The organism is Pseudomonas sp. GM60, assembly GCF_000282415.1.
GTDB lineage: Bacteria > Pseudomonadota > Gammaproteobacteria > Pseudomonadales > Pseudomonadaceae > Aquipseudomonas > Aquipseudomonas migulae.
Window position 1 is genome coordinate 172,082 of the sequence record NZ_AKJI01000047.1, and the last position, 22,906, is coordinate 194,987.

General features: G+C 60.0%; 22 protein-coding genes and 1 other RNA gene. 13 read left to right on the forward strand and 10 right to left on the reverse strand.

All coding sequences use genetic code 11. The annotated features are described in order from the left end of the window. Positions 1 to 5: 5 nt before the first annotated feature. Together PMI32_RS16735 and ccoP are read left to right on the forward strand one after the other, a co-directional pair. On the forward strand, positions 6 to 191 hold the full coding sequence (locus PMI32_RS16735) for a CcoQ/FixQ family Cbb3-type cytochrome c oxidase assembly chaperone (protein ID WP_003175465.1): 186 nt from the start codon (positions 6 to 8) through the stop codon (positions 189 to 191). Next, complete coding sequence (gene ccoP / locus PMI32_RS16730) at positions 188 to 1,171, forward strand: cytochrome-c oxidase, cbb3-type subunit III (RefSeq protein WP_008028532.1); 984 nt, start codon at positions 188 to 190, stop codon at positions 1,169 to 1,171. Before PMI32_RS16735 ends, ccoP begins: the two co-directional genes overlap by 4 nt. 65 nt (positions 1,172 to 1,236) lie before the next feature. On the opposite strand, the gene PMI32_RS16725 is transcribed toward ccoP, so the two are convergent. Next, on the reverse strand, positions 1,237 to 2,247 hold the full coding sequence (locus PMI32_RS16725) for a metallophosphoesterase family protein (RefSeq protein ID WP_008028533.1): 1,011 nt from the start codon (positions 2,245 to 2,247) through the stop codon (positions 1,237 to 1,239). A 108-nt stretch (positions 2,248 to 2,355) separates the two neighbouring features. Here PMI32_RS16725 and PMI32_RS16720 point away from each other — a divergent pair, with 108 nt between their 5' ends. The 7 genes from PMI32_RS16720 (at position 2,356) to hemN (ending at position 10,635) form a co-directional block, all read left to right on the forward strand. Next, complete coding sequence (locus tag PMI32_RS16720; RefSeq protein ID WP_008028535.1) at positions 2,356 to 3,354, forward strand: metallophosphoesterase family protein; 999 nt, start codon at positions 2,356 to 2,358, stop codon at positions 3,352 to 3,354. A gap of 257 nt (positions 3,355 to 3,611) precedes the next feature. Then, positions 3,612 to 5,027, forward strand: a complete 1,416-nt coding sequence (ccoG, locus tag PMI32_RS16715; protein ID WP_008028537.1) for a cytochrome c oxidase accessory protein CcoG — start codon at positions 3,612 to 3,614, stop codon at positions 5,025 to 5,027. Positions 5,028 to 5,038: 11 nt separating this feature from the next. Next, the gene (locus PMI32_RS16710) at positions 5,039 to 5,578 is read left to right on the forward strand and encodes a FixH family protein (protein WP_008028539.1); all 540 of its coding nucleotides are present in this window, start codon (positions 5,039 to 5,041) and stop codon (positions 5,576 to 5,578) included. A 111-nt stretch (positions 5,579 to 5,689) separates the two neighbouring features. Continuing rightward, entirely contained in the window at positions 5,690 to 8,140 is a 2,451-nt protein-coding gene (locus tag PMI32_RS16705; RefSeq protein WP_008028541.1) for a heavy metal translocating P-type ATPase, read from the forward strand. Positions 8,141 to 8,164: 24 nt separating this feature from the next. After that, complete coding sequence (gene ccoS / locus PMI32_RS16700) at positions 8,165 to 8,383, forward strand: cbb3-type cytochrome oxidase assembly protein CcoS (RefSeq protein WP_008028543.1); 219 nt, start codon at positions 8,165 to 8,167, stop codon at positions 8,381 to 8,383. Beyond that, entirely contained in the window at positions 8,376 to 9,059 is a 684-nt protein-coding gene (locus tag PMI32_RS16695) for a sulfite exporter TauE/SafE family protein (RefSeq protein WP_008028545.1), read from the forward strand. Before ccoS ends, PMI32_RS16695 begins: the two co-directional genes overlap by 8 nt. A 193-nt stretch (positions 9,060 to 9,252) precedes the next feature. After that, entirely contained in the window at positions 9,253 to 10,635 is a 1,383-nt protein-coding gene (gene hemN / locus PMI32_RS16690; RefSeq protein ID WP_032828730.1) for an oxygen-independent coproporphyrinogen III oxidase, read from the forward strand. Here the strand turns inward: hemN and PMI32_RS16685 are convergent. Next, positions 10,632 to 11,111: a DEAD/DEAH box helicase family protein gene (locus PMI32_RS16685; RefSeq protein WP_008028548.1), complete on the reverse strand. Its 480-nt coding sequence runs from the start codon at positions 11,109 to 11,111 to the stop codon at positions 10,632 to 10,634. The genes hemN and PMI32_RS16685 overlap by 4 nt on opposite strands. A gap of 154 nt (positions 11,112 to 11,265) precedes the next feature. Here PMI32_RS16685 and fnr point away from each other — a divergent pair, with 154 nt between their 5' ends. Both fnr and PMI32_RS16675 read left to right on the forward strand, forming a co-directional pair. Then, positions 11,266 to 12,000 (forward strand): fumarate/nitrate reduction transcriptional regulator Fnr, encoded by a 735-nt coding sequence (gene fnr, locus PMI32_RS16680; protein WP_008028550.1) that lies wholly within the window; start codon positions 11,266 to 11,268, stop codon positions 11,998 to 12,000. A 79-nt stretch (positions 12,001 to 12,079) separates the two neighbouring features. After that, positions 12,080 to 12,628, forward strand: a complete 549-nt coding sequence (locus tag PMI32_RS16675; RefSeq protein ID WP_008028553.1) for an adenine phosphoribosyltransferase — start codon at positions 12,080 to 12,082, stop codon at positions 12,626 to 12,628. 133 nt (positions 12,629 to 12,761) lie between these two features. Here the strand turns inward: PMI32_RS16675 and PMI32_RS16670 are convergent, their stop codons facing one another. From PMI32_RS16670 to dnaX, 5 genes are all read right to left on the reverse strand, one after another. Beyond that, entirely contained in the window at positions 12,762 to 13,910 is a 1,149-nt protein-coding gene (locus tag PMI32_RS16670; RefSeq protein ID WP_008028555.1) for an acyl-CoA dehydrogenase family protein, read from the reverse strand. A gap of 197 nt (positions 13,911 to 14,107) precedes the next feature. Next, entirely contained in the window at positions 14,108 to 14,710 is a 603-nt protein-coding gene (gene recR, locus PMI32_RS16665; protein ID WP_008028557.1) for a recombination mediator RecR, read from the reverse strand. Between the two features lie 65 nt (positions 14,711 to 14,775). Further along, complete coding sequence (gene curA, locus PMI32_RS16660) at positions 14,776 to 15,810, reverse strand: NADPH-dependent curcumin/dihydrocurcumin reductase (RefSeq protein ID WP_008028559.1); 1,035 nt, start codon at positions 15,808 to 15,810, stop codon at positions 14,776 to 14,778. Positions 15,811 to 16,075: 265 nt separating this feature from the next. Beyond that, the gene (locus PMI32_RS16655; protein ID WP_008028561.1) at positions 16,076 to 16,414 is read right to left on the reverse strand and encodes a YbaB/EbfC family nucleoid-associated protein; all 339 of its coding nucleotides are present in this window, start codon (positions 16,412 to 16,414) and stop codon (positions 16,076 to 16,078) included. A gap of 66 nt (positions 16,415 to 16,480) precedes the next feature. Continuing rightward, positions 16,481 to 18,571 carry a DNA polymerase III subunit gamma/tau gene (gene dnaX / locus PMI32_RS16650; RefSeq protein ID WP_008028562.1) on the reverse strand — a complete coding sequence of 697 codons (2,091 nt, stop codon included), beginning with the start codon at positions 18,569 to 18,571 and terminating at the stop codon, positions 16,481 to 16,483. A gap of 144 nt (positions 18,572 to 18,715) precedes the next feature. On the opposite strand from dnaX, the gene PMI32_RS16645 reads away from it, so the two are divergent. Continuing rightward, the gene (locus PMI32_RS16645) at positions 18,716 to 19,453 is read left to right on the forward strand and encodes a substrate-binding periplasmic protein (protein WP_008028565.1); all 738 of its coding nucleotides are present in this window, start codon (positions 18,716 to 18,718) and stop codon (positions 19,451 to 19,453) included. 117 nt (positions 19,454 to 19,570) lie between these two features. Here the strand turns inward: PMI32_RS16645 and PMI32_RS16640 are convergent, their stop codons facing one another. Continuing rightward, positions 19,571 to 21,271: a putative bifunctional diguanylate cyclase/phosphodiesterase gene (locus tag PMI32_RS16640; RefSeq protein WP_008028567.1), complete on the reverse strand. Its 1,701-nt coding sequence runs from the start codon at positions 21,269 to 21,271 to the stop codon at positions 19,571 to 19,573. A 416-nt stretch (positions 21,272 to 21,687) separates the two neighbouring features. Between PMI32_RS16640 and PMI32_RS16635 the strand changes: the two genes are divergently transcribed. Beyond that, positions 21,688 to 22,002, forward strand: coding sequence for a helix-turn-helix domain-containing protein (locus PMI32_RS16635; protein WP_008028568.1), 315 nt, complete (start codon positions 21,688 to 21,690; stop codon positions 22,000 to 22,002). Positions 22,003 to 22,184: 182 nt separating this feature from the next. Here the strand turns inward: PMI32_RS16635 and ffs are convergent. Both ffs and PMI32_RS16630 read right to left on the reverse strand, forming a co-directional pair. Then, positions 22,185 to 22,281: signal recognition particle sRNA small type (ffs, locus tag PMI32_RS29725), an RNA gene on the reverse strand. Positions 22,282 to 22,418: 137 nt separating this feature from the next. Next, positions 22,419 to 22,906: putative zinc-binding metallopeptidase (locus PMI32_RS16630; RefSeq protein WP_008028571.1), on the reverse strand; the 488-nt coding region annotated here is incomplete at its 5' end.

A 22,906-nucleotide genomic window follows, 5' to 3' on the forward strand; every position in this document is an offset into this window, starting at 1 on the left:
TTTAGATGGATATCGGGATGATTCGTGGCCTGGGCACCGTTGTTGTGATGGTGGCCTTCATCGGTCTGGCGCTGTGGGTGTTCAGCCCCAAGCGCAAGTCGGAGTTTGAAGACGCGACCTTGCTGCCTTTCGCGGATGATCCCGAAGCCATCAAGCACGTCGAGCAAGCTTCTAGGAGTAACAAAGAATGACTACGTTCTGGAGTCTGTACGTCACAGTCCTCAGTCTCGGCACCATCTTCGCCCTGACCTGGCTGTTGCTGTCCACCCGCAAGGGCCAGCGCAGCGAAGCCACCGAAGAAACGGTTGGCCACTCCTTCGACGGGATCGAGGAGTACGACAACCCGCTGCCGAAATGGTGGTTCATGCTGTTCGTGGGCACCATCATTTTCGCCCTGGGTTACCTGGTGCTGTACCCGGGCCTGGGCAACTGGAAAGGCCTGCTGCCGGGTTACAACTACCTGGATAACGAGAAGCAGACCGCGTTCGCCAACGGCCAGAGCGGCTGGACCGGCGTTCACGAGTGGGAAAAGGAAATGGCCAAGTCGGACGCCAAGTTCGGCCCGATCTTCGCCAAATTCGCTTCCATGCCAATCGAAGAAGTCGCCAAGGACCCGCAAGCCCTGAAGATGGGTGGCCGTTTGTTCGCCTCCAACTGCTCGGTTTGCCACGGCTCCGACGCCAAAGGCGCTTATGGATTCCCGAACCTGACCGACGCCGACTGGCGCTGGGGTGGCGAAGCAGAAACCATCAAGGCCACCATCATGGGCGGTCGTCACGCGGTCATGCCGGCATGGGCTGAAGTGATCGGCGAACAAGGCGTTGCTGATGTTGCTGCGTTCGTCCTGACCAGCCTCGATGGCCGCAAGCTGCCGGAAGGCACCAAGGCTGACCCGGCTGCCGGGCAGAAACTGTTCGCCGCCAACTGCGTGGCGTGCCACGGTCCGGCCGGCAAAGGGACGCCAGCGATGGGCGCACCTGACCTGACCCACCCGGGCGCGTTCATCTACGGTTCGAGCTTCGCTCAACTGCAGCAGACCATCCGCTACGGCCGTCAGGGCCAGATGCCTGCGCAAGAACAGCTGCAAGGCAACGACAAGGTTCACCTGCTGGCCGCTTACGTCTACAGCTTGTCTCACGGTGAGAAAGCTCCGGCGGCGGATGCCCAGTAAGGCAAACGCTTGATGCAAAAAAACGGCCCCGCCAGTGAGAATTGGCGGGGCCGTTTCATTTCAGCTTACCGGATGACCGGAATGACTTTGTCGACCTTGCGGCTTGGCCAGTTGCTGCGTCTGACAATGCTGACTTCGAGGGAGCGCCCGTCACCGGAAAAACTGGCAATCAGGTAGGTTTGCTGGGATGCCGACCCGCTTAAAAATACCGGCACCTCACCGAACCGCTGCTCCATCCCCCAATCAAAAAAGGCCCCTGTCCCCCAGTGGTCATGCCCACCGAAAATGGCCGTCACCTTGTACTGTTCGACCATCTGCTTAAACCTGGAAAGCTGAGCGTCGCTGCCATTCCAATCGTATACCTTGTGCATATTCAGGATAATAATCCTGCCTTGTTCTCTAGCCCTCTTCAGATCCTGCTCCAGCCAATCAAGCGCAGGGGTCACTTCAAAGTGTGTGGGCGCAAGAGGATTACCGGAAGAAAAACTCACTGCGTAAGTCGGCTCGTTATTCAATTGAATCACGTGTACATCACCGAAATTTTTCGAATAGGCAAAGCTGCCGTAGTAAACCGTGCCGAACCCTTGGGCTCTTGCCGCCAGATCCATGGAGTCAACTTTCCCCCAATAACGATCCTTGAGGTCATTAAGACTGCCTGCCGCACAGTTATTCAAAAAACAGTCATCCACATTATTGGCGTAGTCATGATTACCCAGCCCATAGTCATACAACCCTCCCAACTTTCGCTCGAAGACCGACCTCATGTATGAACGCTCACCACCATGCCCAAATGCCGTGATATCACCATTAATCATGACTGGTATACGGGAAGCTCCGCCATTCAGCTCTCTGAAACTCGCTATATCGGAATTCTGTAGCTCTATCAGCTCTTTTGATCGTTCCTCTTTATTGGGGTCTGAAATATTGTCATCGGTCAGATCACTCCAGGGATATTGCGAATCAGAGGCAAACACCATGTGTCTGGGCGTTTCAGCCATCGACTTGCCGTGTACAGAAAGCAGGGACAACACAATTGCAAGACACAGCAACAAATTACTTTTTTTATAAAATTCCATTTAAATCCATCTCCATTCATATTAATAAGCATCCAGACTTCAACAAACAAAATATACCGACCCACTAAACAACCACAAACACACTCTTGTTACTGGAAATGGACTTCTATGAAACCTTCAAGTTATTTTAAACTGCTGTTCCTGGCGATCTTTACTTGCGGCCCTGCCATGCATTCGACTGCCAGTGATATTACTCCCCGACACTTCGTCTTTGCCTCGGACCCCAAGTTCCCTTCAAGTGAAAAGTCAGACAATGGCGAAAGTGAATCCACTTCAAGCAAAGAAGAGCGTTCACGCTGGCTGATCGATGCGCAGTACTCCAGCATCGCTGACTTGCGCAAACAATCGGGCGGCGCCTCCGCCGTTCCCGTCATGATCAACGGCAACATGACTGCGTCGGGACAACCCGGCGAACGCACCTACCTCAACGCGGTATTGCAGAACAAACTGAGCAACCTCTATGACTACGGCCTGGGCAATCACGACTACGACTTCAATGTCGCCAGTTGCGCAAGTTGCGCCGCTGGAAGCGTGGACGACCTCAAGGACCGGTACTGGGGAAAAGTCGCCAACATGGACCTCGCCGCCCGGGCTTCCGGCCTGACGAAAACCTGGTACGGCAGCCTGGCTTACTCCCGGGATTACGGTGATGTTCACGTGGTTCAGTTGCACAACGAACCCACTTACACCACCAACTTTTCCACCAGCTCGTTCTTCCAGACCACCGCCTATGAAATCACGGCATCCCTCGACTGGCTGGAACGCGACCTGCAGCGGGCGCGGGCGCAAGGCAAAATCATTTTGCTGAACTTGCATCAGCCGTTTCACTGGCCGGTCAGGGAGACCGAGATTTTCCGGTTCACAAAGATGATCGAGGACTATGGCGTGACCGCCGTGTTTTCCGCGAATGCGAACAAGCAAAGCGGGAAATATGAGTCGAGCAACTACATCTACGGCGACATTCCCTTGTTCATGAGTGGCTCGGCGGTTCAGCAAAGCTGGTTGTATGCCACGTTCTCTGCCGATAGAACGCAAATGACGGTAAACGTCGTCGCGGGCAATGACTGGCGAAACCCCGTCGCGACTCACACGGTCCCGGTCAAGTAAGCGGCGATCGGCGCCAGGCATACAAGATGCTGGCGCCGATGAATAACCCCCAGCCGGCTATACTCCACAAGTCAATTGACCTGAATCATGTTTTGTTACATCTGCTACACCATTCATGATTTTTCCCCAACGCGACCAAAGGTCGCACCCTTGATCTAGAGCTACAGGCGTATCATTGCGCCACTGCAACACCCCTTTTTGACCGCGGTCGGCATGTACTGACCGAGGCATTTTTCCACTGCCGTGGGATGCAACTGATGAGCAACCAGATTCCGGTACACGACGTTACCCCGCCTGCCAAGAACGCGAACAACAGCGTCGACCTCTACGCCTCTCGAGAAAAGATCTACACCCGTGCCTTCACTGGCCTGTTCCGTAACCTGCGGATGATGGGCGGCGCGTTTTTGTTTCTGTTGTATTTCGGCACGGTCTGGCTGAACTGGGCCGGTCATCAAGCCGTCTGGTGGAACCTGCCAGAGCGTAAGTTCTTTATTTTTGGCGCAACGTTCTGGCCGCAGGATTTCATCCTGCTCTCGGGCATTCTGATTGTCAGCGCGTTCGGGCTGTTCTTCATTACCGTGTACGCCGGTCGTGTCTGGTGCGGTTATACCTGCCCGCAGAGCGTCTGGACGTGGATTTTCATGTGGTGCGAGAAGGTCACCGAAGGCGACCGCAACCAGCGCATCAAGCTCGACAAGGCGCCGATGAGCGCCAACAAGTTCCTGCGTAAATTCAGCAAGCACTCGATGTGGCTGCTGATCGGCTTCGCAACCGGCATGACCTTCGTCGGTTACTTCTCGCCGATCCGCGAACTGACCATCGAATTCTTCACCGGCGAAGCGGATGGCTGGTCGTATTTCTGGGTCGGTTTCTTCACCCTCGCCACTTACGGCAACGCCGGCTGGTTGCGCGAGCAGGTGTGCATTTACATGTGTCCGTATGCGCGCTTCCAGAGCGTGATGTTCGACAAGGACACGCTGATCGTTTCCTACGATCCGCGTCGCGGTGAAAGCCGCGGCCCGCGCAAGAAAGGCATCGACTATAAGGCCCAGGGCCTGGGCGATTGCATCGACTGCACCATGTGCGTCCAGGTCTGCCCGACCGGCATCGACATCCGCGACGGCCTGCAAATCGAATGCATCGGTTGTGCTGCGTGCATCGATGCCTGCGACAGCATCATGGACAAGATGGATTACCCGCGCGGTCTGATCAGCTACACCACCGAGCACAACCTGTCCGGGCAAAAAACCCATAAACTGCGCCCGCGCCTGATCGGCTACGCCGCTGTATTGCTGGCGATGATGGCGTTGCTGGCGACGGCGTTCTTCATGCGTTCGCTGGTCGGTTTCGACGTCAGCAAAGACCGCGTGCTGTACCGCGAGAACGCCGAAGGCCGGATTGAAAACGTCTACAGCCTGAAGATCATGAACAAGGATCAGCGCGACCACACCTACGTGCTGGAAGCCGCTGGCCTGCCGGATCTCAAGCTGCAAGGCAAACGCGAGATCAAGGTCGCCGCCGGCGAAATTTTCAGCCAGCCGGTGGAACTGTCCATCGCGCCGGAAAAACTGCCATCGAGCACCAACGAGGTGAAATTCATCCTCAAGGATGCCGATGACGAGAGCATCCACGTTGAAGCCAAGAGCCGGTTCATCGGCCCACAAATTCGTTAAGAGAAGTGATCATGCCCGCAGCAAACGCCGCAAGTCCCTGGTACAAGCATCTTTGGCCGTGGATCATCATTGCCATCCTCGCCTGTTCGGTGACCTTGACCTTGTCCATGGTGACCATCGCGGTGAACAACCCGGACAACCTGGTCAACGACAACTACTACGAGGCCGGCAAAGGCATCAACCGCTCCCTCGACCGTGAACTGCTGGCGCAAACCCTGCTCCTGCGCGCCAGCGTGCACCTGGATGACGTGACCGGCGAAGTCGACCTGCGCCTGAGCGGCAACAGCCAACCGAAAACCCTCGAACTGAACCTGATCTCGCCGACCCAACCGGAGAAGGATCGCAAGATCACCCTCGCCCAAAGCGAAACCGAACAGGGCCGCTACATCGGCCAGTTGAGCGACAAGGTTGAAGGTCGTCGTTTTGTCGAATTGCTGGGTACTCAGGACGACCACATCTGGCGTATGTTCGAAGAAGAGCTGGTCAGCCATGACAAGGATCTGCTGCTGGGTGACGAACCGCTGCAGGGCGCCGAAGACCTGAAAAAGTAAAGTCGCGCTTCGCGCATCGCCGGCAAGCCGGCTCCTACAGGATCGTGCGACCCCTTGTAGGAGCTGGCTTGCCAGCGATGAGGCCCTTCCAGACGACATAGATCCAACATCATGACCACCCCAACCCCCTGCTACCACTGCGCCCTGCCCGTCCCGGCCGGCAGCCGCTTCACCGCGGCCGTCCTCGGTGAAACCCGCGAGTTCTGCTGCCCGGGTTGTCAGGCGGTGGCCGAAGCGATTGTCGCCGGCGGGCTGGAAAGCTATTACCAGCACCGCAGCGAAGCCTCGGCCAACCCCGAAGCGTTGCCGGTGCAGTTGGTGGATGAACTGGCGCTGTACGATCGCGCCGACGTGCAAAAACCCTTCGTGCGCCACGATGGCGAACTCGCCGAAACCACGCTGCTGATGGAAGGCATCAGTTGCGCGGCCTGTGGCTGGCTGATCGAAAAACACCTGCGCGGCTTGCCGGCGGTGGCCGAAGCGCGCCTCAACCTGTCCAATCATCGCCTGCACGTACGCTGGGCCGATGCGCAATTGCCGCTGAGCCAGGTGCTCAGCGAGTTACGCCACATCGGTTACGCCGCCCATCCCTATCAGGCCGACCGCGCCAGCGAACAACTGGCCAGCGAAAACCGCCTGGCGCTACGCCAACTCGGGGTTGCCGGGCTGCTGTGGTTCCAGGCGATGATGGCGACCATGGCCACCTGGCCGGAATTCAACATCGACCTCAGCCCCGAGCTGCACACCATCCTGCGCTGGGTCGCGCTGTTCCTCACCACACCGATTGTGTTCTACAGCTGTGCGCCGTTCTTCAAAGGGGCGATGCGCGATTTACGTACCCGCCACCTGACCATGGACGTCTCGGTGTCGCTGGCGATTGGCAGTGCCTACATCGCCGGGATATGGACCTCGATCACCGGGGTCGGCGAATTGTATTTCGATGCCGTCGGCATGTTTGCGTTGTTCCTGCTGGCCGGGCGCTATCTGGAGCGTCGCGCCCGCGAACGCACCGCCGCCGCCACCGCACAACTCGTCAATCTGCTGCCCGCCTCGTGTTTGCGCCTGAGCGCTGATGGTCAGAGCGAGCGGATCCTGCTCAGCGAACTGCGCGTCGGCGATCAGGTTCTGGTGCATCCCGGTGCGATCCTGCCGGCCGATGGCAAGATCCTCGACGGTCAGTCGAGCATCGACGAATCCCTGCTGACTGGCGAATACCTGCCACAGCCGCGCACGCTTGGTGACGCCGTCACCGCCGGCACCCTGAACGTCGAGGGTGCGTTGACTGTGGAAGTCCTCGCCCTCGGCCAGGACACCCGACTGTCTGCCATCGTCCGCCTGCTCGACCGCGCCCAGGCCGAGAAGCCACGACTGGCGGAGATCGCCGACCGCGCCGCGCAATGGTTCCTGCTGCTGACGCTGATCGCATCCGCTTGCATTGGTCTGCTGTGGTGGGAGCTGGACTCATCGCGCGCCTTCTGGATTGTCCTGGCGATGCTCGTCGCGACCTGCCCGTGCGCCCTGTCCCTCGCCACACCGACCGCCCTCACTGCCGCCACCGGTACGCTGCACAAACTGGGTTTGTTGTTGACCCGCGGCCATGTGCTGGAGGGCCTGAACCAGATCGACACGGTGATTTTCGACAAGACCGGCACCCTCACCGAAGGGCGCCTGGCGCTGCGCTCGATCCGCCCGCTCGGCGCGCTCGACAGCGATCAATGCCTGGGCCTCGCCGCCGCCCTCGAAAACCGTTCCGAACACCCCATCGCCCGTGCGTTTGGTCGCGCGCCACTGGCCGCTGAAGAAGTCCACAGCACGCCGGGGCTGGGCCTGGAAGGCGTGGTCGGTGAGCAACGCCTGCGCATCGGCCAACCGGGTTTTGTCTGCGAACTCAGTGGCGCTGCCATCCCGCTGATGCCGGATGAAGCCGGCCAATGGCTGCTGCTCGGCAACAATGCCGGACCGCTGGCATGGTTCGTCCTCGACGACCGTTTGCGCAGCGATGCGCCCGCGTTACTGGAAGCCTGCCGGGCGCGCGGCTGGCGCACGTTGCTGCTGTCGGGTGACAGCTCGCCGATGGTCGCCAGCGTCGCCGCCGAGCTGGGCATCGACGAGGCCCGCGGCGGTTTGCGTCCGGACGACAAATTGCAGGTCCTGCAACAGTTGCACAAAGAAGGACGCAAGGTGTTGATGCTCGGTGACGGCGTAAATGACGTGCCGGTGCTGGCCGCCGCCGACATCAGCGTCGCCATGGGTTCGGCCACCGATCTGGCGAAAACCAGTGCGGATGCGGTGCTGTTGTCCAACCGCCTGGACGCGCTGGTGCAAGCCTTCAGCCTCGCTCGGCGCACCCGTCGGGTCATCATCGAGAACCTGTTGTGGGCCGGGCTGTACAATGGCCTCATGTTGCCGTTCGCCGCCCTCGGCTGGATCACGCCGGTGTGGGCGGCGGTCGGCATGTCCATCAGTTCGTTGACCGTGGTGCTGAACGCCCTGCGCCTGACTCGCCTGCCGAGCACGCCAACCGCCAGCGCCATGCCAGAAACCCGCCCGCTGCCGGCCTGAGCCGCGCGGGCATGGAGCCTCACCATGCCAGCTCTCTACGTGATGATCCCGGCCGCACTGCTGATCGTCGCCATCGCGGTCTACATCTTCTTCTGGGCGGTCGACAGCGGTCAGTACGACGACCTCGACGGCCCGGCCCACAGCATCCTGTTCGACGACCAGGACCCGAACCACACCGCAGCGGTCGACGAGGCCAGCGGCCATCCGGCCAAACCGGACGACAAGGCGCCCCCGCATGTTTGAGCTGGCGCCCCTGCTGGTGTCGGCGGTCATCCTGGGCCTGCTCGGCGGCGGGCATTGCCTGGGCATGTGCGGCGGCTTGATGGGCGCGCTGACCCTGGCGATTCCCAAGGAACAGCGCAGCCGCCGGTTTCGATTACTGCTGGCCTACAACCTCGGGCGGATTCTCAGTTACGCAGCGGCCGGCCTGCTGATCGGCCTGGCGGGTTGGGCGGTGGCGAACAGCCCGGCGGCGATGTTCATGCGTATCCTCGCCGGATTGCTGCTGATCGCCATGGGGCTTTATCTCGCCGGCTGGTGGAGCGGCCTGACCCGCATCGAAAGCCTCGGTCGCGGTTTGTGGCGGCATATTCAGCCCGTCGCGAACAAGCTGTTGCCAGTGTCGAGCCTGCCACGAGCCTTGTTGCTCGGCGCGCTCTGGGGCTGGCTGCCGTGCGGGCTGGTTTACAGCACGTTGCTGTGGTCGGCGAGCCAGGGCAATGCGCTGGACAGTGCATTGCTGATGCTCGCGTTCGGGCTGGGCACCTGGCCGGTGTTGCTTGCCACGGGGCTGGCGGCCGAGCGGGTCACGGCGCTGTTGCGCAAACGGTACGTACGCATGACGGGCGGCTTGCTGGTGATGCTGTTTGGCATCTGGACCTTGCCGGGGCCGCATCAGCATTGGCTTATGGGGCATTGATCGGCGGCGCGGCCTTCGCGGGCAAGCCTCGCTCCTACAGTTGTGCGCGATCCACTGTAGGAGCGAGGCTTGCCCGCGAAAGGGCCCGCACCCACAACACAAATCCTGACCGTTGATGCAAATCAAGATGCCCCAACGCCGCACCCCATAGACTTGCCGACACTGCCAGCCTATCCGGGGGAATGCCCGCATGATGCTCGACGCCATTCGTTGGGATACCGATCTGATCCGCCGTTACGACCTGGCGGGACCGCGTTACACCTCCTACCCGACCGCCGTGCAGTTCGATGGTCATGTCGGCACCTTCGACCTGTTCCATGCGCTGCGCGAAAGCCGCAAGGCCCTGCGTCCGTTGTCGCTGTACGTGCACGTGCCGTTCTGCGCGAACATTTGCTACTACTGCGCCTGCAACAAAGTCATCACCAAGGATCGCGGTCGCGCCCTGCCCTACTTGCAGCGCCTGGAGCAGGAAATCCAGCTGATCGCCTGCCATCTCGACCCGGCGCAGAAGGTCGAGCAATTGCACTTCGGTGGCGGCACACCGACCTTTCTCAGCCATGACGAACTGCGTCAGCTGATGGCGCAACTGCGCAAAAGCTTCAACTTGCTGGATGACGATTCCGGCGACTACGGTATCGAGATCGACCCGCGCGAAGCCGATTGGTCGACCATGGGCCTGCTGCGCGAACTGGGTTTCAACCGGGTCAGCATCGGCCTGCAAGACCTCGATCCGGCCGTGCAACGCGCGGTGAATCGCCTGCAAAGCCTGGAGGAAACCCGGGCGGTGATCGACGCTGCACGGACGCTGCAATTTCGCTCGATCAACATTGACCTGATCTACGGTTTGCCAAGGCAGACGCCGGAGAACTTCGCCCGCACGGTCGACGAAGTGATCAACCTGCAACCGGACCGCCTGTCGGTATTCAACTACGCGCACTTGCCGGAGCGCTTCCTGCCGCAACGGCGAATCAACAGCGACGAATTGCCGACGCCGGCACAGAAGCTGGAAATGCTCCAGCGCACCATCGAACAGCTGACCGCCGCTGGCTACCGTTACATCGGTATGGATCACTTCGCCCTGCCCGACGATGAACTGGCGATTGCTCAGGAAGAATCAACACTGCAACGCAACTTCCAGGGCTACACCACTCACGGCCATTGCGACCTGATCGGCCTCGGCGTCTCGGCCATCAGCCAGATTGGCGACTTGTACTGCCAGAACAGCAGCGACCTGAATCAGTACCAGAACGCCTTGGCCTCAGCACAACTGGCCACCAATCGCGGCCTGCTGTGCAATGCCGATGACCGCGTGCGGCGGGCGGTGATTCAACAATTGATTTGCAGTTTCAACCTGGAGTTCGCTGAGATCGAGAAGACTTTCAACATCGATTTTCGCGGCTACTTCGGCGAATTGTGGCCGCAACTGCAACGCATGGCCGAAGACGGACTGATCGAACTGAACAATGAACGGATCACCGTACTGCCCGCCGGACGCTTGCTGGTGCGATCGGTGTGCATGGTGTTCGACGCGTACCTGGAGCAACAGAACCGTCAGCGATTCTCACGGGTGATCTAAGACTTCATCGCCAAAGATGCGGTCTTCAGCACTTGCTCGGGGGTCAGGTTTGACTGAGTCATGGCTTTGGACAGGGCCATATTGGCGGTGATCAACCCGCCATTGAGCGTGCCGATGACCGCTTGCAACGCGCCAAGTTTGGCCCTGCGCTCTTCGGCAGAGAGTCGTTTGTCTGCCATTACCGCTTGCATGAGCGCGACTTTCTCGGCGATCTGTTTCTGTAATCGGCGAATCATTTTCAGGATCTGTTGAATGTTTTCCGGTAACCCGCTTTCTTCAATGTCCTTGTTGTCACCGTGAGAACTGGCAGCCTTGGTCAAACCGGCGCCGGACAACGAGACTTTGATGCCTTCAGCCACGGGCGAAGAGGCCGGGCCAATGGCGATTGCCGAGTCTTCGCCGGCCAGGCCGTTTGCAGGCTCATGCAGTGTTTGCACACCACTGTTGCCGGGGTTGAGCACGCCGATGGTGGCCATGAAACGAGTACCTGCGCATAGGTTGATGCCAGGTTATCGGCCACCGACGGCGGCGCTTTACCATGGCGTGACAAATCGGCACAGCGCTGGCCTGAACGTCTTCCGGTGAGGTACCCTTACGTCTTATGTGTGCTTTCCCACAAGGATTTAAGAAATGTCCGAGCCAGTAAAACTGCGCGCTCATAACCAGGCCCATTGCAAGGACTGCAGCCTGGCTCCCCTCTGCTTGCCACTTTCTCTGAATCTGGAAGACATGGATGCGCTGGACGAAATCGTTAAACGTGGCCGCCCACTGAAGAAGGGCGAGTTCCTGTTCCGTCAGGGCGACGTTTTCGACTCCGTTTATGCAGTACGTTCTGGCGCCCTGAAAACCTTCAGTCTCAGCGATGGCGGTGAAGAACAACTCACCGGTTTCCATCTGCCGAGCGAGCTGGTTGGCCTGTCAGGCATGGACACCGAAAAGCATCCGGTCTCGGCGCAGGCGCTGGAAACCACCTCGGTCTGCGAAATTCCGTTCGAACGCCTCGACGAACTGGCGCTGCAACTGCCACAACTGCGCCGTCAGTTGATGCGCGTGATGAGCCGTGAAATCCGCGACGATCAACAAATGATGTTGCTGCTGTCGAAAAAAACCGCCGACGAGCGAATCGCCACCTTCCTGGTCAACCTGTCGGCACGCTTCCGCGCTCGTGGTTTCTCGGCCAATCAGTTTCGCCTGAGCATGTCGCGCAATGAAATCGGCAACTACCTGGGCCTGGCGGTGGAAACCGTGTCGCGGGTGTTCACGCGCTTCCAGCAGAACGAGCTGATCGCCGCCGAAGGCAAGGAAATCCACATCCTCGACCCGATCCAGCTCTGCGCCCTCGCCGGCGGTTCGATCGAAGGCTGATTACGACCACGGCGGCTGAGCGAAACGGTTCAGCCGCCGTTATACTGCGACGTTTGCAGCCTGCCAGGACACCTAGACAATGGTCTTCGACTCCTTCGACATCAAATCCCTGATCCGCCCGGTGATCGACTTCCCGAAACCGGGCGTCATTTTTCGCGACATCACCCCGCTGTTCCAGTCGCCCACGGCTCTGCGCCTGGTGATGGACAGCTTTGCCCACCGTTATGTCGAGGCCGATTTCACCCACATCGGCGCCATGGATGCCCGTGGTTTCCTGATCGGTTCGGTGTTGGCCTATCAGTTGAACAAGCCGCTGGTGCTGTTCCGCAAGCAAGGCAAACTGCCGGCGGATGTGCTGGCCGAAGGTTATGCGACCGAGTACGGCGAAGCCTTCCTTGAAGTCCACGCCGACAGCTTGTGTGAAGGCGACTCGGTGGTGATGTTCGATGATTTGATCGCCACCGGCGGCACGCTGATTGCGGCGGCGAACCTGATTCGACGCATGGGCGCGCGGGTGCATGAAGCGGCGGCGATTATTGATCTGCCGGAGTTGGGTGGGTCGCAACGCCTGGAAGACATGGGGATTCCGACGTTTTGCCTGACGCAGTTTGCCCTGGCTGATAAATAAGCGGCGCGCTCAAGGACGCCATCGCCGGCAAGCCAGCTCCTACAATTTCGAGTCGTACCGAATGTGTGCGAACGACACCGAACCTGTAGGAGCTGGCTTGCCGGCGAAGGCGTCAGCAGCAACACCACAACACTCAAAGCCCCATCTGCTTACTGATAATCTCGTTCATCACTTCCCGTGTCCCGCCACCAATCGACAAGATGCGATTGTCCCGGTACAGCCGCTCCACCAGGCTTTCACGCATATAACCCAAGCCCCCCAGAATCTGTACCGCATCCGTGGTAATCCGATCCGCCGTGTCCGTCGCGAAATTCTTCGCCATGGAAATCTCCTTGATCACACTCTGCCCCGCCGCCATTTTCGCCGCCTGGCGGTAAGTGAACTCCCGTGACACTTCCAGCGCCGTGGCCATTTCGGCGAGGCGATGCTTGAGCACCTGAAACTTGCCGATGGGCTTGCCGAACGCTTCGCGCTGACGGGCCCATTTCAGGCTTTCCTCCAGCGCCAGTTGCGCGGTCATGTTGGCCATCAGTGCCAGCGCCAGGCGTTCGCTCTGGAAGTTGCCCATGATGCAAGCGAAGCCCATGTTCTCCGCGCCGATCAGATGACCTACAGGTACGCGGCAATCGTCGAAGAACAATTCAGCGGTGTCCGACGCCCACCAGCCCATTTTCTTCAACTGACGGCCTACGGTGAACCCAGGCGTGCCCTTCTCGATCAGCAACAGGCTGATGCCACCAAAACCGGGCGCACCGGTGCGCACCGCGACGGTGTAGTAATCCGCACGCACGCCACTGGTGATAAAGGTTTTGCTGCCGCTGACCCGGTAGACATCGCCGTCGCGCACGGCGCGGGTTTGCAGGTTGGCCACGTCGGAACCACCGCTGGGCTCGGTGACGGCCAGGGCACTGATCTTCTCGCCAGCCAGCACGGCCGGCACGATGCGATCGCGAACGTCCGGCCTGGCCCATTTGAGAATGGGCGGCAGACCGATGTCCAGCGAACCCAACCCGGCGACCAGACCGCCAGAGCCGCAGCGCATCAACTCTTCGCTGGCGGCGATCTTGGCGAACAGATCACCTTCATGGCTGCCGCCCAGGGTTTCGGGGTAACCGATGCCCAGGATCCCCGCTGCACCGGCCTTGAGGTAGAGTTCGCGGGGAAAGCTTTCGGCTTCTTCCCACTGGTCGATGTCCGGAAGAATCTCGCGCTCGACGAAACGTCTGACGCTGTCGCGGACCAATTGGTGGCTGGGGTCGAAGTATTCCTGGAAGGCAGGCATCGGCGAACTCCATGGAAGGGTTCAGCGACGTTAACCGAGCGCTTGCTTGGTTTTCAACAGGATTGTGTGAATCAGATGGACCGAGTCGCTCCCTTCGCGGGCAAGCCTCGCTCCTACAGGTTTTGCATAGCCCCTGTAGGAGCGAGCGGTGCGGCGATCCGACTTGCCCGCGAAGGCGTCAGCCCAAACACCGAAAATTACAAAGCGATCGGCTTACGCCCCGCAAACGAATGCGCCAACGTCCCACCATCCACCAGTTCCAGCTCGCCACCCAACGGCACGCCGTGGGCAATGCGCGAGGCGATCAGGCCTTTGTTGCTGAGCAACTGAGCGATGTAGTGCGCCGTGGCTTCACCCTCGACCGTCGGGTTGGTCGCAAGAATGACTTCGGTAAAAGTGCCTGCCTCTTCGATCCGCGCCATCAATTGCGGAATCCCGATGGCTTCCGGCCCGAGCCCGTCGAGCGGCGACAGGTGGCCCTTGAGCACGAAGTAACGACCGCGGAAACCGGTCTGCTCCACCGCGTAGACGTCCATCGGCCCTTCCACCACGCACAGCAAGGTGTCGTCGCGGCGGTTATCGGCGCATTGCGGGCACAGGTCGTCTTCGGTCAGCGTGCGGCACAACCGGCAATGCCCCACCCCTTCCATCGCCTGGCTGAGCGCCAGGGCCAGTCGCGAGCCACCGCTGCGATCACGCTCGAGCAGCTGCAACGCCATGCGTTGGGCAGTTTTCTGACCCACACCTGGCAAAATTCGCAGGGCATCGATCAGTTGGCGAATCAAAGGGCTGAAGCTCATGGGGAAACGTCCGACAAAACAACGAGACGCGGTTTATACCCGCGCCTCTCTTTAGCGTCAAATACTCAGTCCTGCGCGACGCGCACCACCAGTTTGCCGAAGTTGCGTCCCTCCAGCAGACCGATGAACGCCTCGGGCGCATTCTCGAGACCTTCGACCACATCTTCACGGAATTTCACCTTGCCGTCGCGCACCCACGGCGCCATGGCGCTGACGAATTCCGGCTGACGATCACCGTAGTCGTCGAACACGATGAAGCCCTGAATCCGCACACGCTTGGTCAGCAAGGTGCGCTGCAATTGCGGCAGGCGATCCGGACCGGTCGGCGCCTCGCTGGCGTTGTAGGAAGCGATCAGGCCGCACAGTGGAATCCGCGCCTTAGGGTTGAGCAACGGCACCACCGCGTCGAATACCTTGCCACCGACGTTCTCGTAATAAATGTCGATGCCCTGGGGACACGCCTGAGCCAGCTCATCGGCGAAGTCGGGACTCTTGTGGTCGATGCAGGCATCGAAACCCAACTCGTCCACGACGTAGCGGCACTTGTCCGCGCCACCGGCCACGCCGACCACACGCAGGCCTTTGATCTTCGCCACTTGCCCGACCACCGAACCCACCGCACCGGACGCCGCCGCGACCACAAGGGTTTCTCCGGAGGCTGGCTGGCCGATGTCCATCAAGCCCATGTAGGCGGTCATGCCCGGCATGCCGAGCACACCCAGCGCCATCGACGGGCTCGGCAGTCCGGACGGCACCGGAATGATATTACGACCGTCGCTGATGCTGTGGCTCTGCCACCCGGTAGCGCCGACGACCAGGTCACCTTGCTGAAATTTCGGATTCAGCGAGCGCTCGACACGGCTGACGGCGCCACCGGTCATCACCTCGTCGATTGCCACCGGCGCCGCGTAGGACGGCGCGTCACTCATGCGGCCGCGCATGTAGGGATCCAGCGACAGGTACAGGGTTTTGAGCAATATCTGGCCATCCGCCAGGTCCGGCAGTGCTTCCCGCTCCAGGCGAAAATTCTCCGGCGTCGGTGCGCCCACCGGGCGGGACGCCAGGACGATACGTTGGTTGAGGGTCAATGCTTGTGGCATGTGAGCGTCTCCTTTGATCGATGAATTTGGCGGTATAGGGAAGCAGACCTTTGTGGCGGTCGGGTGTTCGATGTTTCTTAGCGAAGATCGAGTCGCCTTATTCGCGGGCAAGCCTCGCTCCTACAGGTATTGCATAGCACTTGTAGGAGCAAGGCTTGCCCGCGAAGGCGTCCCCACAGACACTACATCTCCAACAGACAGAAACAAAAATGCCAGGCGCAATGCCTGGCATTTTTTTGTAGCTCATCCGACGCGCTTTGGCGAATCAGAACGGCAGCTTCATCCCCGGCGGCAGTTGCATGCCAGCGGTCATGCCGGACATTTTGTCCTGGCTGTTGGCTTCGATCTTGCGCACGGCGTCGTTGACGGCGGCGGCGAATACGGCCTCCAGCATCTCTTTGTCGTCTTCACTCAGGCCTTCGACCAGGCTTGGATCGATGGTCACGCGCTTGACGTCGTGACGACCGGTCATCACCACGGTGACCATATCGCCACCGGCCTTGCCGGTGACTTCGGCGTTGGCCAGCTCTTCCTGCATCTTGGCCATTTTTTCCTGCATCTGCTGCGCCTGCTTCATCAGGCCGGCCATGCCACCTTTCATCATGGGAATCACCTCAAAGTACTTGGATAAAAACAGCGCCCGGCCCTTTCGGCCGAACGCCTTCAGTTATTAGCCCTGACTGACCAGGGCTTCGACAGGTTCAATAGTATCGTTACGGACCACCGCACCGAACTGCTGCATCATTTGCTGGATGAACGGATCACCGTGGATCGACTCTTCCGCCTCGCGCTGACGGTTGGCACGGCGCCGGGATGCAGCCTGGGCCGGGGTCTCCTGCTCGGGCTTGATCAGCTCCATGCTCAGGGTCAGCGTGCGCCCGTGAAACTGGTTCAGCGCATCGTTGAGACGACGTTGCTGGGTCGCGTTGAACAAGGCGCTATGGGCCGGGTCCAGGTGCATCAGCCAGTGGTCACCCTCCACGGAGATCAGCGTGCAGTTGGCGGCGATGCTCCCGGTCATGCCGGAAATCGGCAGTTTCGGGAACAGTTCCAGCCATTGCAGGGCCAGACCGGTGGCGGGCATCGCGGCCGGCTCAGGTTCAGGTTCCGGCGCGGGTTCGGCGGCGTGTTCACTCGCCAATTCGTCGAGATAGCTGTACGCCGAATCCATGTCCGGTTCGATGTAGTCCTCATCCAGCGGCGGCTCGTCGTCGGGGTCGATGCCCCGTGTCGCGGCGTCGACGTCGGCCACGGAAGGTTCCGGGATCGGCGCAGCGGCCCATTCCGGCGCGTCTGGCACCACGCTGTCAGGCGTCGGCAACGGCATCGGGGGCAATTCGGGTTGTTCAGCGGCGGTTTCCAGCACCGGCTCGACGGCCGGCTGCTGGACGACTTCGGGCTCTACCGGATCATTCCACGGCAGGTCGACGACCGCTTCGACCGCTACCGGCGCAACAACGGGCTCCGGCACGATGACCGGTTCCGGCACGACAACGGCCGCAACCGGCTCAGGCTCGGGAGCAACCACCGGCGCGACCGGCGCGGCAACAACCGGTGCAACTGCCGCAGCGACTACCGGCGCAACAACCGGCGCGGCAGCCACTGAGTTTGCGGAATCAACTGTGGCCTGGCTGATCCCCACTGGCTTTAGCGGTTGCCTCGGCGCATCCGCGGTGTCTGCCGGGCGGAACGCGAGCATCCGCAGCAAGACCATTTCGAAGCCGCCGCGCGGGTCCGGCGCCAGCGGTAAATCGCGGCGGCCGATCAGGCCCATCTGGTAATAAAACTGCACGTCTTCGGCCGGCAAGGCCTGGGCCAACGCCAGCACCCGATCACGGTCGCCGTGACCGTTGTCGACGCCTTCAGGCAAGGCCTGGGCGATGGCGACACGGTGCAGCACGTTGAGAATTTCCGAGAGCACACCGTTCCAGTCCGGACCTTGCTCCGCCAGATGGCGGACAGCCTCGAGCAACGCCTTGGCGTCGCCTTCGATCAGCGAGTGCAGAACGTCATAAACCTGACCGTGATCGAGCGTGCCAAGCATCGCCCGTACATCGGCGGCCATGACCCGACCTTCACCGAAGGCAATCGCCTGATCGGTCAGGCTCATGGCATCGCGCATCGAACCATCGGCGGCACGGCCCAGCAGCCACAGCGCGTCGTCTTCGAACGGTACGTTTTCGACGCCCAGCACGTGGGTCAAATGCTCGACCACCCGTTCAGGGGTCATGTTCTTCAGCGAGAACTGCAGGCACCGCGACAGAATCGTTGCAGGAAGTTTCTGCGGGTCGGTGGTCGCCAGGATGAACTTGACGTAGGGCGGCGGCTCTTCGAGGGTTTTCAACAGCGCATTAAAGGAATGGCTGGAAAGCATGTGCACTTCGTCGATCAGGTAGACCTTGAAGCGCCCGCGGCTCGGGGCGTACTGCACGTTGTCGAGCAGCTCGCGGGTGTCCTCGACCTTGGTCCGGCTCGCGGCGTCGATCTCGATCAGGTCGACGAAACGGCCTTCATCGATCTCGCGGCACACCGAACACTCGCCACACGGCGTCGAAGTGATACCCGTTTCACAGTTCAGGCATTTGGCGATGATCCGCGCGATGGTGGTCTTGCCGACCCCGCGCGTGCCCGTAAAGAGGTAAGCGTGGTGCAGCCGCTGGCTGTCCAAGGCATTGATCAGAGCCTTGAGCACATGGGTCTGGCCGACCATTTCGCGGAACGAGCGCGGACGCCATTTACGTGCAAGAACCTGATAACTCATCGAAAACCATCGCCACTGGGAAGCAGAAGCGGCTAATGCTAGCGGAGCAAGGCCAAAATTGCATCCGGCGCGCTCGTCTAATCTGGCTAAGCTGCACTTGCGGTGATTTTTATCGGCTCGATTTTCATCGATAGCGGAGCGTTTATGCGGCTGGCCTTGGGGGCACTGCTGTTGATGAGTCTGAACGTCATGGCTGCCAACGCGCCGCTGCGCTTCGTGGTGCCCGACAGTTGGGCGATGCCGATGGTGCAGCTTTATCAAGGCCAGCCGACCCAGGGCATCCTGCATGACGTGATGGTCAGCCTCGCGACCCAGGTTGGCGTTCCGGCCGAGTTTCACGTACTGCCGCGGGCCCGGGTGCAAAATGCCATGGAGCACGGCGAGATCGATGTCCGCTGCTACGCCGCACAAACGTGGTCGCCAAACCAGTCCGGGGACTACATCTGGAGCATTCCGCTCTGGACCCAGCCGGACGTGCTGATCAGCCGGCACGAGTTGCAGACCTCAATCGATCCGGCGAATTTGCCACAACAATCCATCGGCACGGTGCTCGGCTACAGTTACCCCACCCTGCAACCGCTGTTCGACGCCGGGCGCCTGCTTCGCGAGGACGCGCGCAATCAGGAACAGGTCCTGGAAAAACTCATGGCCGGACGCTACCGCTATGCCGTGAGCAATCAATGGACACTGGACTGGTTCAATCAGCGCCTGCTGCCTGAGCAGCAACTGCAAGGCGTTGCGGTGCTGCAAGTGCAGAGTGTCGGTTGTTACGTGCGCAACGACCCGAAAGTGCCTGTGCAACGCATCCTGCGCACGTTGCTGAGGATGAAAATGTCCGGGGAGATCGATGACATTATCCGGCTTTATGTCGGCAAACCCTGAACCTGTGGGAGTGAGCCTGCTCGCGATTGCGTACTTTCAGCCAGCACTTGCGTGATAGACACACCGTCATCGCGAGCAGGCTCGCTCCCACATTTGATCTTCATAGGTCTGACAGCCTCAGACTGTTTGATCGAGCGCTCGCCATTGCGCCGGTGCGACAAAACCTTCGACCCAGCCCGGCACATCAACCGCCGGCATCGGCCGGGCAATGAAATAACCTTGGGCAACGTCGCACCCCAACTGCATCAACAGCTCGCCGTGCTCGATACTTTCCAGCCCTTCGGCGATCACTTGTCGGCCAAACGCGCGGGCCAGGCCAATCACTGCGGTAGTGAGGGCCAAGTCGTCGCGATCATGCAGAATGTCGCGGATAAACGACCTGTCGATCTTGATGGTCTGGGTGCGCAAGCGCTTGAGGTAGTTCAAGGACGAATAACCGGTGCCGAAGTCGCCCAGTGAAAACTGCACGCCGAGCGCCTGACAGGCCTGCAGACAGGCGCTGACATGCTGGATGTTTTCTATCGCCACCGACTCGACGATTTCCAGATCCAGCATCTGCGGCGCGACCCGGGCATGCCGGGCGAGCACCTGCCTGAGCCGGTCGACGAAATCCGCTCGCTGGAAATGCCGGGCGGCGATGTTGACGCTGATCGGCCAGCCCTGCCCCGCTTGCTGCCAACGGTCCAACTGCATCAACACCTGATCCATCACCCATTCACCGATATCGATGATCAGGTCCGTCTCCTCCACCATCGGTAAAAATTCCCGGGCCGGCACCATGCCATGTTGCGGATGCTCCCAGCGCAAGAGCGCCTCGAAGCCGACGACGACACCACGACGCATGTTCACTTTCGGCTGGAAATGCACACGCAGCTCGCCAGCGGCCAACGCCTGCCGAACCCGTTCGACGGTCTGGTGAGTGGCCTTGACCTCTCGATCCCGGAACACGTCGAATAAATGAAAGCGATTGCGCCCGCTCTGCTTGGCCACATACATCGCCTGATCGGCGTGACGCAGCAAGGTTTCGGCATCTTGATTGTCATCGGGGAACAGGGTGACGCCGATGCTGGCAAATACATTCAGGGTCTTGCCCCGCAACTGGTAAGGCGCCGAAATCGCGCCCAGCACACGGTTCAGCGCCGCGCGCAACTCCGGCACATCACGTACATAGCGCAACACCAGCACGAACTCGTCACCGGCCAGCCGCGCCACCACATCCTCGCCGCGAACAATGTCGCGCAAACGCTTGGCCACCTCGACCAGCAACAGATCGCCACTGGCATGCCCGTAGCCGTCGTTGACCGCCTTGAAGCCGTCGAGGTCGAGCATGCACACCGCCAGCGGGATGTTTTCCTCACGCGAGAACGCCAGCGCCTGATCCAGCAGGTCCGAGAGAAACGCGCGATTGGGCAGCCCGGTCAGCACGTCATGACCGACCCGCCATTGCAGGGAATGCAGCAGTTGGCGCTTTTCGCTGATGTCGAAACGGATCGCCAGGTAACGATGAATCCGCCCGGTGGCGTCATCCAGCAGCGGCACCAACGTACTTTCGACCCAATACAGACTGCCATTCTTGGCGCGATTGCAGATCTCGCCCTTCCAGACATTGCCCAGCGCAATGGTGCGCCACATGCCCGCGAAGAAATCAGCGGAGTGCAGGCCGGAATTGAGCAGGCGATGGTTCTGCCCGAGCAGTTCTTCGCGACTGTAACCGGAGACGGCGCAGAACTGATCGTTGACGTAGGTAATCCGGCCGGTCAGATCGGTCTCGGAAAAGATTGCGGCGGCGTCCACGGCCCTGCGGTATTTCTCATCCATGAGTCAGGCTCACTGTCGCTAGCGGTGGTACCGCTCGACCAGCGCAAAATGCCCGGAAGAGATGTTTTGATTCGTACTGCGCAGAGCCACGTGATCACTCCAGGAACAGCGATTGATGGCCCTTTGGCCGCCGAAGATCAACTAGGCTCAAAGACCCGGACAAAGGGCAGCAACAACGATTTCGATAACATTTTGCAAGGCTTCAGGGAGGCTTCAGCACTCCACTTATTGTTCAAGGGAGCACCGCACTGGCTCTTTCGCATCAGCCAAACTTACGCAAACAGGTCACCAAATACCCTTTGGAGGAGGCAATTCTACGAAATGCATCACATTTTGCAAAGCAAGGTGATGGATCATGCAGTTGTCTAATGCAAAAATCTATCGTTAAGTTCTTGATTCTAAATGGGAATTGAGCGATGCAAATTTCAAGTTTGGGTTCAGCCATTCGGCGTTACCGCAAGGTCGCGGGGCTTACTCAGGCTGAACTCGGCGAAAAAACCGGTTTTGACCCGAAAACCATCAGCCGTTTTGAAACCGGCACCTACACCCCCAGCGTGGAAGCCCTGTTCCTGCTTGCCGGCGTGCTGGGGGTGAAACTGAAAGCCTTCTTCGCAGATTTGGGCGATGAGGATGAACAGCGGGCGTACCTGTTCGGAGTCATCCACAAAGCCACCCCGAAGGATCTGGGAAAGCTGATTGCAGCGGTTGACCAGGCCATGTCCAAGCCTTAGTGGCAGAAATGAAAAAGGAGGCCGACTTGTCGTGATTCGACAGGTCGGCCTCCTTTTTTGCGCCTGTTTTCAAAACGGAAACGACGAAAAATCCGCCCTGGACGAAATCCATGGCAGAGCAACAAGACGGTATTTTTTGATGAAAAACGCGAGAGAAGGCTCGCGGTGCGTTATGGAGGCAACCCCACCAGCCACACCCCGGCACACAATGTTCCCGCTGTGGCTGCTTCCTTCCGGATCTGACCAGGTTCACGGGTAATCGTTGCGGGGGGACCGATGGGGTCACCATAACGACGCTCACCTGACGGCGAGCCGCGCCATTGTACCTATCTGAGGCGAAGTTACAACCGTTCGGGCGGATTAAAAAATATGAGCGGCTTCAAGGACATGCGCAGTCCTGAAAAGAGCGCGGGCGCCTACAGGTCTTGCACCACTTCATCCGCCCTGCCGCCCTCCTGCTGAATCACCAGATGAATGAAGTGCAACTTGGCAATCACCGCCGGCGGCAATACGAACGGGTAGAAATCCGGCTGGCCCATGCTGCGCGACAGTTCGTTGAGCATGCCGGCGAGTTCGATCCACGCATTGACGAATGACAGGAACGCCGCGCCACCGGGATGCTGCGGATCATAGAGGGTGCTGGACGGGAATGGCTGGTAGTCGAAATCCATTTCCCGCGCACTCATGCCGAAGCCGAGGGCGGTGTCCACCGCGTCCATCATGTGCAGGTAATGCGCCCAGGTTTCGGCCCAGTCTTCCCAGGGATGCATCGTGGCGTAGGCGCTGACGAAATGTTGCTGCCAGTCGAGCGGCGCGCCTTGCTGGTAATGCCGGTCGAGCGCCTCGGCGTAACTTGCGCGCTCGTCGCCGAACACACCACGAAACGGCTCCAGCCACTGGCTGG